Raw genomic sequence first — 12,595 nt, 5'->3', positions numbered from 1 at the left:
ATCAAGCTTCGGTTATTCCGCTGGGCCGCGTCCAGCCGGAGCGGAAGCGGTACAGCGGGCCGCGAACTCGGCCGGGGTCACAGACCCCAGCGAGAGCCGTGAGGCCGGTGATGGTTGTAATCGTCTTTGCACGCCGCCGACCGCTTGCGAGCCGCCGGCAAATTCTCCAAACTCTTCGACGCCAAGAACTCGTCGCGCAGGCGACTGCGGAAGCTCTCGGCGTAGCCGTTCTACCACGGACTCCCCGGCGCGCGTCAGCGTCCCCATGTCGACTTGCGTGAGCCGGCTTCCGATCGTGTGGGAGACGAACTCCGAGCCGTTGTCGCTACGGATTCGTTGCGGCATGCCCCGCGCCGCGAACAGTTCTGCAACGCGTCGATCACGTCTTCGCTGGTGATCCCGCGATCGACCTTCAAAGCCAAGCACTCGCGCGTGTGCTCCACGAGGATCAAGAGCCACTTCAACGTCCGGCCGCTCGTCGTCCGATCGAGCACGAAGCCCCAGCTCCAAACGTCGTCGCGATGCTCGGCCCGACGACGATCACAAGCGTTGTCACTCGTCCCGGAAGCTCGGCATAATCGCGTCCGCTGCGGCAGTTTCTCTCCTTCCTTCCGCGTCACAGTCGATAAATCCGACCGGGGCTCGCGTTCCTACTCTCCCCGCGTAACAAAGCCGCAATCCGGCGATAGTCGAACCGCGGCCCATTCTCAAAATCGTTCCAGCATCCGCTTTACCAGCGCGGATTCATCGTCGTGCGGCTGCCCTCGATACCGGTGGCTGCTCCGCGGCTGAGCTTGATCGTCACGACGAACTTGCCGTTCGAACTCTGGACCGAGGTGCTCGGCAGCGAACGGCCGACCGGCGCGGCGCTGAATTTGCTCACGCACCGCTGCCACATCCGGGAAGCCAAGGGCGAAAGCTACCGCCTCCGCGATGCGCGACGGCGGCAAAGCCACCCGGCGGATGCGTAAAAGACTTTGAGCCAACCGCCGACCTTGATAAGTTCAATCTTTGTCCGCAAGCTCTCGACCTAGCGCGCACCCTCGTCCGCTGCGCGATAATCGTCTTCACATGACTGGACTTCGTAGATCTCGGCTCATGACGCGTTCCTGCCGGAAGCGAGATCCGGAAGCTCGGCGGAAGCAAACGTCCAGGCCATTGTTACGGCGAGAAGCGTACGGAAAGCGCCACAGGCCGGCACTCGACTGCCTCCGATTAAGGTGTCAATTTGTCGCACTTCGCGCGCTTAACGGACCACGCTTGCCGAAATGTAAAAGTCGCAGAATTCAATCCAACGTAGACTTCGAGTCGATCGATCCCACTCAGTCGTGGCGGTGATTGCAGGAGTATCCGGATGTCGATTGCAGATACTGTCGAAGAAGTTGGTTTCGCTCCACCGAGTCGACCCCTCATCGATCTGAGGATGTTGGAGCTTTGTTGTTGGACCGTCGGACTCGGCTTCGCAGTCGCAGCCGCCGCGCAAGTGCTCACGCAGCTCATCGCACTCATCACCAACCACTCGTTTTACCATCGCCTTTCGCTCGAGAGTACTTCTCCGGCCGGGAACGATCTCGGTGCGTGGGTCTTATTGCCTCCTTTGATCGGAGCGTTCATCGTCGGGCTCATGGCCCGCTTCGGCTCGCCGGCGATTCGAGGACACGGCATCCCCGAAGCGATGGAGCAAGTGCTGACGAATGAAAGCCGCATCCCAGCGCGAATGACTTAGTTGAAGCCGCTGTCGGCGGCCATCTCGATCGGCACCGGCGGGCCGTTCGGTTCGGAAGGACCGATCATCGCCACCGGCAGTGCGATCGGCTCGCTGCTCGGGCAACTGACGCACACAACCGCCGGTGAGCGCAAGACTCTCTTGGCGGCGGGCATGGCGGCCACGTTCGGCACTCCGGTCTCAGCCGTGCTGTTGGCGATCGAGTTGTTGTTATTCGAGTTTCGTCCCCGTTCCCTGATTCCGGTCGTGCTCGCCTCCGTGACGGCCAGCGGCTTGCGACTATTGATCGAAGTTCCCGAGCCGGTCTTTCCGATGCCGAATATCGGCACGCCGACGGCGATCGCACTGCTGACCTACGTGCTCGTCGGCGGGCTGATGGGGATCGTCGCAGCGGCCGTAATTCGGGTCACGTACGGCATCGAAGACGCCTTCGAACACCTGCCGATCCATTGGATGTGGTGGCCGCTGGTTGGCGCGTTGGCGATCGGCGGGGCCGGCTATTACGCGCCGCGCACGCTCGGCGTCGGATACGATAACGTCACCGACGCGTTGGCCGGTAAGTTCGTCGTCGGGTCGGCGCTCTTCTTGGTCGCGATGAAGTTCGTCAGTTGGTCGATCTCACTGGGTAGCGGCACTTCCGGCGGGACGCTCGCGCCGTTGTTCACGCTCGGCGCAGGGCTCGGTTTCGCCGTCGGTCAGATGGCGGCATGGGCCCTTCCGGCCGCCGGCATCGATCCACGCGTCGCGGATTTGGTCGGCATGGCGTCCCTCTTCGCCGGAGCGTCGCGAGCGCTCTTGGCTTCGGCGGTCTTCGCCTTCGAGACGACGCTTCAACCGCTCGGGCTACTTCCGATCTTAGGCGGCTGCAGTATGTCATATTTGTTCGCGTCGCTGTTATCCGTGAATTCGATCATGACGGAGAAGATCGCACGACGTGGAATTCGGGCACCGGTCGAATATACGGCCGACTATCTCGATCAGGTCCACGTCGGCGAAATCGCGACGTCCGAGGTCGTCACGCTGCCGGCCGATCGAACGTTGGCCGAAGTGAGACTCTGGCTCGATTCCGATCCGCAAGGCAGTCGGCATCAGGGCTATCCCGTCATCGACGAGCAGGGCATCTTGCTGGGAGTGCTCACGCGGCGCAATTTGCTCGGCGCCGAAGAAAGCGGATCGACGGCGATTCGCGTCCTCATTCGCCGTCCGCCGGTCTACGTGTACGACACTTCGACGGCTCGCGACGCCGCGGATCATATGGTCCGCCACGACATCGGCCGGCTGCCGGTCGTGGATCGGAAGAACCCGAAACATATCGTCGGAATCGTCACAAGGAGCGACATTCTCTCGGTGTACGAACGCCGGCTGCGCGACGGCCAGTCGATCCATCCTCGCGATCATTGGGTGCCGAAGAAAGCGGTCGCGATCAGGCATTAGCGGCATCGCGCGCAGAGTGAACACTTACTGCGAGTGATGCCCGGCACCTACCGCGTGCCGATCGGCCAGGCAACGCACAAGACATTGCGGTCTTATCCGTCGCGTTCGCAATAGTGGGCGGGTACATTGACCTGACTTAAACGTATATCGCAAAACGCTCGAACGCCTGCAGGGAGACATAGCGTGTCGGATGTCAAACATCGAATCATAAGAGTGTGTGGCGTTCTCTGTGCTCTGTTGCTTTTCGCTGCAACCGACGTCGGCGCAGCGGACCTAAAGACGCGGAACATCGTCCTCATTACCATCGACGGTCTTCGTTGGCAGGAAGTCTTCACCGGCGCGGAGAAGGCGCTGATCAACAAACAACATGGCGGCGTCGCAGACGTAAAGGCCATCGAAGAGAAATTCTGGCGCGAGACGCCGGAAGATCGCCGCTCGGCTTTGCTCCCGTTCTTCTGGAGCAAGATCGCTCGCGAAGGGCAACTCTACGGCAACCTGACGAAAGGAAGTTCATCGCAGATCACAAACACGATGAAGTTCTCCTACCCCGGCTACAACGAGATTCTGACCGGCTACGCCGATCCACTGATCGATAGCAACGCCAAGAAGCCGAACCAAAACATCACGGTCTTGGAATGGCTTCACCGCAAGCCCGGGTTCGGCGGCAAAGTGGCCGCCTACAGTGCTTGGGACGTGACGCCGTACATATTCAACCGGGAGCGCTGCGCCTTTCCCGTAATGGGCGGCTGGGAGAATCTTCCTGAGTCCGATCCTAACCCGAGGCAGCAACTTCTCAACGACCTGATCGCCGACACGACCCGAATCAACGCCGCGGAAGTCGTCGATTCAATTCTGTATCAGGCAGTTCGCGAGCATCTGCTGCGATACCAACCCAGAGTGCTGTTCGTGGGGTTTCTCGAAACGGACCATTGGGGACATGCCGGTCGCTACGATCATCTGCTGACTTCAGCCAACGCGGCCGATCGCTATATTCAGCGGCTTTGGGAAACGATGCAGTCGATGGAACAGTATCGCGACAAGACCACGTTCATCATTACGACGGATCACGGTCGAGGCACGGGTCTGACGGACTGGAAGAATCACGGCCAGAAGATTCAAGGTGCCGAAGACATGTGGATGGCGTTTCTCGGTCCGGACACGCCCGACTTGGGAGAACGAACGAACTGCGACCGCGTGACCCAGAGTCAGATCGCAGCAACTGTCGCCGCCTTACTGGGCGAAGACTACCACGGCGTCGTTCCGCGATCGGGGCCGGTCATTCAGAAAGCCTTGCCTCCCATTAAGTAAGGACCGACTATAGACATAAGAGATCGCCGAATTCGATACCCCTTAGTTGATCTCTGTTCGATTTAAGTAGATGAGGCACGGACGAGTAACCGCCTCTGGGCGTGAGCGAACTTGTTTGGAGCGCTACGATCACGCGTCCCGCGAATTCGCCAAGGCCATCGAATTTTTCGCCTTTACCGAATCGAACCGTTGCTGAATCGGTCTCCCGCCAGTGTCGCGCATATTCACCGAGGAGTACCTCCGATGACGGCAGCTTGTTGCCGGCAAATAACTCGTTGAAGTGGTACTCAACGGCCCGATGTATGGCGCTCCGAATACCGGACTCGACGACATCATTCGCTCCGCTAGTCCGGTGACGTAGCGAAAGTAGTACCTGAAGTGGGCCATCCTGGTACGTCGTGACGGCCAATAGCTGAGTTAGTCGCGAGTTCGCCGACGAGAGACGAGCCGAGTACGAGCTCCAGGTTGACGGTAGCCCCATACGAGCCGTAGTTCGCCGACCTTCTTGGCGAATATGACATTCAGTTCGAGCATAGGATCTTCTTTGAACTGGAAGAATCTTAGTCATCTGACGCAGGCACCGAAAGATTACGGAGCCGTGGCCGCCCGAGCTTGTTTCGGCCGCCGGTCAAAAGTCCCGCGATTGCTTTCACCGAGCTTGGGATCATTAGCAAGTTGCATAAGGCTCGCTGACCGTCTGGTCACCCGCTCTGCGGCAACTCGCGTGTTCGGCTCCGGGCGCAATTGTTAGAATGCGCGGCGTTCGACGTTGGAGCCGGACGACGCCTGCCGTTGCCGTTCGACTCACGCCCCACTCTTACTCAGGAGTTCCGTGCCATGCGCGCCACCCTCTTCGTCGTCACGTCGGTCGCCTCGCTCCTGCTCAGCCTGCAAGTTTGGGCTGCCGACTCCGCGACGAACGTCGCTGCCGGCTCGGTCTCAGCGCAGAGCTGGCCGCAGTGGCGCGGTCCGAATCGGGACGGCGTGTCGAGCGCGACCGGCCTGCTCGCCAAGTGGCCGGAAGAGGGGCCGCCGCTCCTCTGGCAAGTCGAGAACCTAGGGAAGGGAATGGCGAGCCTTGCGGTTTCGGGTGGACGCATCTTCACGCTCGGCCAAGTCGGCAATGCCGCGAAGCTGATCGCGGTATCCGAGGCCGACGGCAAGCCGCTTTGGCAGACCGACGTCGGCGGCGGCAATCCGAACTGCACACCGACGGTTGACGGAAACCTCGTCTTCGCCCTCGGTCGCGACGGTGACTTGATCTGTTGCGATGCGGCGACCGGCGCGCTTGTATGGAAGAAGAGCCTCGCCGCCGATTTCGGCGGGAAGATGATGTCGGGCTGGGGCTACAGCGAGTCGCCGCTGGTCGACGGCGATCGACTGATCTGCACGCCCGGCGCTCCGGATGCTCAGATCGCGGCGCTCGATAAGAAGACCGGCACGCTCGTCTGGAAGTCGGCGGCGCCGAGCGATTGGGGCGGGGACAAAGGCAAAGACGGCGCGGGCTACTCCTCGATCGTCATCAGCAACGGCGCGGGAGTGAAGCAATACGTACAACTAACCGGCCGGGGCTTGATCAGCGTGGCGGCCGACGACGGACGGGTCCTCTGGACCTACAACCGGGTCGCCAACGGCACGGCGAACATTCCGACCCCGATCGTCGATGGCGACCACGTCTTCTGCTCGTCGGGCTACGGGACCGGCGCGGCGCTCTTGAAGCTCGCGAAAGAGGGCGCGGGCGTCAAGGCAGATGAGGTCTACTTTCTCAAGGCGAGCGAGCTCGAGAACCACCACGGCGGGATGATCCGCATCGGCAAATACATCTACTGCGGCCACGGGCACAACAACGGTTTCCCGATGTGTATCGAGATGATGACCGGCGAACGGAAGTGGGAGCGCAGTCGCGGTGCGGGAATCGGTTCGGCCGCAGCCTTGTATGCCGACGGGCACCTCTACTTCCGCTATGAAGACGGCGAAATGGCCCTGATTAAAGCCGATCCGGAGAAGTACGAACTGGTCAGTCAGTTCAAACTGGCCTCGGTCAAAGGAAAAAGCTGGCCGCATCCGGTGATCGTCGACGGGAAGCTCTTCATCCGCGACCAAGAAACTCTTCTCTGCTACGACATCAAGATGAGGTAGTACCGGAGCATTCCGGCGCCGCTCGAGCAATCGGGCTACGTCGGTTTCGTTATGCAAGCAACTCACGTCACTGCGATCAACCGATTGCGGGTTCCCTCGATGCGGACGCTTTGCGAGTAGTGATGAACTTTGATGTCGTCCGTGAGCGGCGTCGGCACGCTGACGATCGCCTCCGCCCACTCGGGACTGTTGTGCGCGATGTAGGCTAGTTGGCAACCTTCCAGCATCGATTGGTATTCACGCTCGAAGTCGGGCACCAGGATCGGCCCCGTATCGACCTGATAGTAACGCTCTCTTTCGCTGAAGTTTACGCAGCGGACGGGATACTCCAGCAGCACTTCATGGCCGGCTGATTCGTACTCCGTTTGCGACACGACCGGTACATCCGACTCGAGCGCGGCAAGGATCGCATCCACGTCGCCCAACACGCGACCGGACCGCTGCACGAGGTTGATGGAAAACCGGTCGAAGGCCTCCTTCGGATCACCGATTTGCCGTTCGGGCTGCATGCCGAGTGAAGCCGGGTACAACATGATCCCCTTGTCCGCTTTGTCCCAGAGTTTTTGCACCAGGAACTCATCCTTGCCGGCTAGCATGCACATGTCGGCATTGGGTTGGTGCCAGACATCGCGTTTCACCCAAACCTGTTCGCTCTTGCAGGACGAACTCAACACATAGTCATGCACGCGACCTGAGGCCTTGTGCGTGATCACGACGCGGGCATCGAGGCTGAACCGGACGTTGTTCAGCGTCATCGGCAGCTTACGCGAGACGGTCTTGGGAGGTTTCTTCGTCGTGTCGATACGGAATCGCAGACAGGAGCGTTCAAAGTCGGTGATCGAAACGCCGGCCGCGGCTTCGGTCGGCGATTTGTCCTGTGCAAAGGTCGTGAGGCTCGTCGCGGCAGCCGTGAGTCCCACTCCGGCGCGGGTCAGAAAATCACGGCGATCCGTAGATGTCGTTGGGTGTTTCATGGGAGCTCGATGTCGGGATGTGATCAGATCATCTATTCGCAAGGAAGGGTTACGGGTTGCGCCGTACTCTTCAGCTTCAGGCGATAGCAGAATGAGTCGGCGGTGGCCCACTCGGCTTGTCCCGGGACTTGGCCGTAGGCGGTGAGGAACAGTTCCAGTTCGTATGTTTCACGGTTCTCGAACAGCGAGAAGTTCGAAAGTTGGAAATCGAGGCTGTTTTTATTCGGATCACGGTCGTCGACGACGCTGATGGTTTGCTTCTTCAGCGTCACGGTGGTCTCGTCGACCTCGGCAATCAGCAGCGGGTACCGCGGCGAGTTGCCGTTGGGAACGCCGACGTTGATGTTTCCGAGCCAATACAATTTACCGTTCGAGCCGAGGCGGATGAAGCGGTGAAACGACGAGGATGAATAGAACGGCGTACCGTCGTCGTAATGCCATGGCTTAGGTGCGCTAAGTGTCATTCCGCCATCGGTCGACAGACTGAACCATTTCCTGCCCGGCTCTTTCGACTTGGAACCGTCCCAGCCTCGATCCGAGCCGCGCCAGACAACCAAGATCCGGTTATCTTTCAACTCGGCCACGTCCGGCTCCATCAATCCCCGCGCCGATCGGTCGGGTGAGATTTCTACGGCGGCGCCCGGAGTCCAAGCGTATTCTCGGCGATCCGCCTGCCAGCGACCGATCATTAAGCGCGAGCCCATCCGCCAAGGACGCGAATCGTTCTTCGGGTCGTTCACCGCGTTCGTGTGGGCTAGGCAGTGCAGGAGCACGCCGCTCGAATGGATGAGAATGTTGCTCCCGTAATAGGCTTCGTTGTGATTGAGAAAAGCTTCGTTGAGCGGCTTCCGCGGATCGAAATCCGGCCCTTCTTCGTATCTCATTTGCGTCGGTGACGACCACGTTCGACCGAGGTCGCGCGACGTCCGTGAGTACGAGAAGTTGTGATACAGTTGCCCCTGCTGAATTTGTCGTAGCCAGATCTGCACCAGCCGCTTCGACGTGGGGTCGTAATTGGTTGCCAAGCCCCCTTCCCAAACTTTCACTCCGGCATATTCGACGTTGTTCGACGCCTGCGTAGCGACCGGTTCGGACCAAGTCCGACCATTGTCGGACGACCAACGCGACTGGATACTCTCACCCACATCGTCTAGCACTTCGAGACTCTGCATCTCACACAGTTCAAGATTGGGACCGACGTACTCACGCGCGGTTCGCGCCGCCGCTCGGGGACGTGGGTGCTCGTGGTACAGCGTCTTCGTGACGTCGACGATGGGCGAGTTGGTTTTCCAAGGCATCCAATAAGCAACCGTTTGCAATCGAACCGTTTTGCTTTCGCCCGACTGCGCGCCGTGAACCACGATGCCCGAATTCGGCGATACACGTCCGGGAATAACCGGCCCCGAGAACCACAACGTACCAGGCTCTCCGAAGTTGGCTGGTTCCTCCACGCCGTACCCGCAGCGTCCATTCGCGCCGCCGAGCGCTACGAACGTGACTTGTGATTCAATTCCGGCGTTCTTCGCCTCGATCGCCACGCGCCCGCCACCACCACCGCCGGCGTACACGGATCCCCAACCGCCGTTCGCTTCGATTCGCCCGTTTCCGGAGATCGAACGACATTTCAGCCACACGCTCCCTCCCGAGCCGCCGCCGCTCCAAGTTCGCGTCGTGACGTCGCCGCCATTCGCGGATATTACACCATCGACGGTCATTTCTCCGGCCGCGATACGAATCGCACCGCCTCCCGCGCCACCGCTACCCTTGCCCCCACCGCCGCCGCTGCCTGATTGGGTCGGTTCATCGAGAGAGCCGTAAACTTTCATCGCCGACGGAGTGCCGCCGCGACCTCCATAACTCCCGCCGGCGCTTGCGCCGAAGAATTTTGGAAAGCCGCCGGCTCCCGGACCGAAACCCGCGGACTTCGCGTCGTTCTCAGCCGCCGTGCCGACGCCCCCCGCGAAGCCAAGCGCATCGGCGTTGATCTTTGCTCCCGCCGCCACGATCAGCCGACCCAAACATTCGAGTTGAATCCGATGTGCGTGGTCTCTGTTCTGAAACGGCTCCGGCATAGAGATGCTTCCGCCGCGCCGCACCTCGATGAAGTCAGCTCGCAAAGTCGTTTCCCAGCCGCTTACGATCAACGACTCGTCAATGACGACGTGACCCAAGGTCGGCGAACTCTTATTCAGCAGAGCACGGGAGCCGGCCCCGCTGATGAACAAGTTGTCGCCGTCGCGTGGCGGCTTACCTTCGTTCCAATGTGTCGCATCGTTCCAATCTCCCACCGCCCCTGACTTCCAGGTGAGCGTCTCAGCCGTCAGTGCGACATCGGCCATCCATAACCACAGTCCAACCGTAACGAACCAGCTAGTCGCCTTGCTGAAAAGAATTCGCATTCTAGATTCGCACGCGACGGCCGCGTCATGGAACTTTGACTGCCGAGTAATCGGCGGATTGGATTTCCAAACAAAGTGAGCGGATCTCGTTGTGCGACTCATGGGTCGATCCTGGTTGGTGTGTCGGACGACGCTTTCGCGGCGTCCATTGCGGTTGCCGGAACGCGGCCCATCATTGTCGTTGCCGAGCGACGTGTCGTACGCAGTTTGTTACTTGGCCTGAGTATCGTCGCCAATGAGAGTGTCGACAAATCCGATTTCGGACGAAGCCGACTTTCTCGGCGGTGGATCGCGGCCGAATGTTTGGTTGGTCGAAGTCTGCAAACAGTTAGCAATTCGAGGCGTTTGTGAAGATCGAGATTGCAAGCTTGCGTCGGTATCGGCCTCCATCGAGCGTCGCTTTCCATTCGTGACCCTGCACCTCGACCGGCCAGGACTTGCATTCGTTTGCGATCGATTCACTGCCTAGCTCTCCGAAAGAAAAGAGCCGGCTTCCCTGGACCTTTTCAGTTCGTCCGCCTTTGCTCGGTCTTTAGCGTCATCAGCGAAAAGCAGTTTTCCGGAGAGGAAGGCAACCGAACACAGAACCAAAAGCACGTATTTGCGGTATCACATGTCGAGATTTTCGCTGACGTGCTGGGACAGGAATGTTGACGACATGAACTCGGACGTCAGTCTACCGGTCGTCTGTTGTGGAGCAACATGGTTTCCGAAGACCGGCTTCACTTGGCTTTCGACCTTCGACGCGGGAGTGCGGGCCGAACACGAAGACCAGTCGATTGAGATCCCGGCGAAGGCCGGCTTCCACAACGGGGATTGGTATCGAATCCGGCAGGAAATCAAAGGCCTGATCGTCGAAGCCGACGAGGTGTGCGCGGCGCCGACCCAACCCCTCCGCGATGAATCAGCCCGGTCGACTGATAGGTTCGACGATGGTCTTCGCGAAGCCACGCGGTTTGCGCTGACGCTCTGCGGACTACATCGCGTCCGGTTCTCAGCAATTTGGGATGCGGGTCGCGATACGGACTTATTCTACGATTACAGCCGGCGGGCGCTTTTATCACCTTGGCTTCGTTGAGGGCATGCAACCGATGCGGAAATAACGGAGTTCGCCGAAAGTAACGGTACAATGTCGCTCTAAGCAGCGACTTGCTGATGGAAGAACCGTCTTAGGTAGATCGAAACCGAAGGAGTAGGAAATGGCGAAGCGAAACATGAACGGACGGAAGTCGAGCGGGACGGCGGGGATCGCAATCATTGAAGATCCGGCCGAAGACTCGTCGATCGAAGAAGCAACGGGCAGTTCGATGCGCGAGGAACAACCGGCAACTCCGAAGCGGGAGAAAAAGGCCAAGGCCGAGCCGCAACAAGACGGCAGCTTCGGCGTCGGTGACGTCCGTAAAGCGGCCGCATTCGTCAACTCCGTCGGAGGACTCGACAAGGCAATTGCCGTGCTGCAGATTCTAAAGGTAGCCAAGGAAGTGCAGTAACCGCTCTTCGCGAAGGCGGAGCGATAACGCCATAGCGAAGTCTCGTCTCGCTACGGCCTGTCAGTAACTCAACTGCGCGTTCACCGGAAACGCTTCGGCAAGTAACTCATACGAGCGCAGGCGGTGCGCGTGATCGTAGATCGCCGAGGCGACGATCACCTCGTCGACGCCCGTTCGTTCGAGGAAGCGACGCAGAGCCTCGCGGACCGTCTCGGGGGAGCCGACGAAGGAGCAGGTGAGCATCGCCGAGGCTTGCGCTTTTTCGACCGGCGTCCAATACGCGTCGATGTCGTCGAGCGGCGGCGGCAGGCGACCGCGCGTGCCGCGCACGAGGTTGGTGAACTGTTTTTGGGCCGAGGTGAAAAGCCGCTGCGCTTCGGCATCGGTGTCGGCGACGAACGCGTTGATCCCTGCCGCAAAATACGACTTCGCGCATTGCGCCGAAGGTTGAAATTCACGACGATAAACGTCGGCGGCTGGCAGGAGTGCCGCCGGCGCGAAGTGCGACGCGAAAGCGTAGGGCAGGCCCGTCAGAGCGGCCAGTTGCGCGCCGAAGAGGCTGGAGCCAAGCATCCACAGCGGCACCTTCAAACCGGCGCCGGGCACCGCTTGCACGACTTGGCCTTCGACCGCCGGCTCGAAATAAGATCGCAGTTCCGCCACGTCTTGCGGGAAGTTCTCGGCGCTCTCAGGACCACGACGCAGCGCGCGCAAGGTTCGCTGATCGGTCCCCGGCGCTCGCCCGAGCCCGAGATCGATCCGGCCGGGATAGAGTGACTCGAGCGTACCGAACTGCTCGGCGACGACGAGCGGCGCGTGGTTCGGCAACATGATCCCGCCCGAGCCGACGCGGATCGTCTTCGTGCCGCCGGCGACGTAGCCGATGACGACGGCCGTTGCAGCGCTGGCGATGCCGATCATGTTGTGATGTTCGGCTAACCAGAAACGATGATAGCCCCAGCGTTCGGCATGCTGCGCAAGATCCAAGGAGCGGTGCAGCGCATCGGCCGGTGTCGAGCCGTCGGGAACAAATGCGAGATCGAGAATGGAAAGTCGAGGCATTGCGAATCCGGCGGAAAAACAATCGGATGGTGAGTGAGGACGACGTGCCGCTGGGAATTATAC

Annotated in this window: 10 protein-coding genes and 1 pseudogene; 6 read left to right on the top strand and 5 right to left on the bottom strand. The window is 60.2% G+C overall.

All coding sequences use genetic code 11. The annotated features are described in order from the left end of the window. Window positions 1–77 precede the first annotated feature (77 nt). Together K8U03_00440 and K8U03_00435 are read right to left on the bottom strand one after the other, a co-directional pair. Window positions 78–200 carry a transposase gene (locus K8U03_00440; protein ID MCE9603351.1) on the bottom strand — a complete coding sequence of 41 codons (123 nt, stop codon included), beginning with the start codon at window positions 198–200 and terminating at the stop codon, window positions 78–80. A 54-nt stretch (window positions 201–254) separates the two neighbouring features. After that, window positions 255–620: a hypothetical protein gene (locus K8U03_00435; GenBank protein MCE9603350.1), complete on the bottom strand. Its 366-nt coding sequence runs from the start codon at window positions 618–620 to the stop codon at window positions 255–257. Between the two features lie 126 nt (window positions 621–746). On the opposite strand from K8U03_00435, the gene K8U03_00430 reads away from it, so the two are divergent. The 4 genes and pseudogenes from K8U03_00430 to K8U03_00415 all read left to right on the top strand — a co-directional run bounded on the left by K8U03_00430 (window position 747) and on the right by K8U03_00415 (window position 6,607). Further along, window positions 747–971, top strand: a complete 225-nt coding sequence (locus K8U03_00430) for an ATP-binding protein (GenBank protein MCE9603349.1) — start codon at window positions 747–749, stop codon at window positions 969–971. A gap of 383 nt (window positions 972–1,354) precedes the next feature. Next, a pseudogene (locus K8U03_00425) lies at window positions 1,355–3,160 on the top strand (chloride channel protein). Window positions 3,161–3,364: 204 nt separating this feature from the next. After that, window positions 3,365–4,468 (top strand): alkaline phosphatase family protein, encoded by a 1,104-nt coding sequence (locus tag K8U03_00420; GenBank protein ID MCE9603348.1) that lies wholly within the window; start codon window positions 3,365–3,367, stop codon window positions 4,466–4,468. An 837-nt stretch (window positions 4,469–5,305) separates the two neighbouring features. Then, on the top strand, window positions 5,306–6,607 hold the full coding sequence (locus K8U03_00415; GenBank protein ID MCE9603347.1) for a PQQ-like beta-propeller repeat protein: 1,302 nt from the start codon (window positions 5,306–5,308) through the stop codon (window positions 6,605–6,607). Between the two features lie 62 nt (window positions 6,608–6,669). Here K8U03_00415 and K8U03_00410 read toward each other — a convergent pair whose 3' ends face one another. Continuing rightward, a complete protein-coding gene (locus K8U03_00410; GenBank protein ID MCE9603346.1) occupies window positions 6,670–7,581 on the bottom strand; it encodes a twin-arginine translocation signal domain-containing protein in 912 nt (303 codons plus the stop codon). A gap of 32 nt (window positions 7,582–7,613) precedes the next feature. Beyond that, window positions 7,614–9,980 (bottom strand): hypothetical protein, encoded by a 2,367-nt coding sequence (locus K8U03_00405; GenBank protein MCE9603345.1) that lies wholly within the window; start codon window positions 9,978–9,980, stop codon window positions 7,614–7,616. A gap of 658 nt (window positions 9,981–10,638) precedes the next feature. On the opposite strand from K8U03_00405, the gene K8U03_00400 reads away from it, so the two are divergent. Both K8U03_00400 and K8U03_00395 read left to right on the top strand, forming a co-directional pair. Beyond that, on the top strand, window positions 10,639–11,058 hold the full coding sequence (locus K8U03_00400; GenBank protein MCE9603344.1) for a hypothetical protein: 420 nt from the start codon (window positions 10,639–10,641) through the stop codon (window positions 11,056–11,058). Window positions 11,059–11,179: 121 nt separating this feature from the next. Beyond that, complete coding sequence (locus K8U03_00395) at window positions 11,180–11,470, top strand: hypothetical protein (protein ID MCE9603343.1); 291 nt, start codon at window positions 11,180–11,182, stop codon at window positions 11,468–11,470. Between the two features lie 60 nt (window positions 11,471–11,530). On the opposite strand, the gene K8U03_00390 is transcribed toward K8U03_00395, so the two are convergent. Beyond that, complete coding sequence (locus K8U03_00390; protein MCE9603342.1) at window positions 11,531–12,532, bottom strand: LLM class flavin-dependent oxidoreductase; 1,002 nt, start codon at window positions 12,530–12,532, stop codon at window positions 11,531–11,533. Window positions 12,533–12,595 lie beyond the last annotated feature (63 nt).

The organism is Planctomycetia bacterium, from assembly GCA_021413845.1.
Taxonomy (GTDB): domain Bacteria; phylum Planctomycetota; class Planctomycetia; order Pirellulales; family PNKZ01; genus PNKZ01.
Note: the sequence above shows the minus strand (reverse complement) of the source record. Positions and strands in the feature narration are given on the sequence as shown.

Bases quoted from the DNA above. Each gene is read 5' to 3' on its own strand.
- K8U03_00415 (MCE9603347.1), top strand. From the start codon at position 5,306: ATGCGCGCCACCCTCTTCGTCGTCACGTCGGTCGCCTCGCTCCTGCTC.
- K8U03_00410 (MCE9603346.1), bottom strand. From the start codon at position 7,581: ATGAAACACCCAACGACATCTACGGATCGCCGTGATTTTCTGACCCGC.
- K8U03_00405 (MCE9603345.1), bottom strand. From the start codon at position 9,980: ATGCGAATTCTTTTCAGCAAGGCGACTAGCTGGTTCGTTACGGTTGGA.
- K8U03_00400 (MCE9603344.1), top strand. From the start codon at position 10,639: ATGAACTCGGACGTCAGTCTACCGGTCGTCTGTTGTGGAGCAACATGG.
- K8U03_00395 (MCE9603343.1), top strand. From the start codon at position 11,180: ATGGCGAAGCGAAACATGAACGGACGGAAGTCGAGCGGGACGGCGGGG.
- K8U03_00390 (MCE9603342.1), bottom strand. From the start codon at position 12,532: ATGCCTCGACTTTCCATTCTCGATCTCGCATTTGTTCCCGACGGCTCG.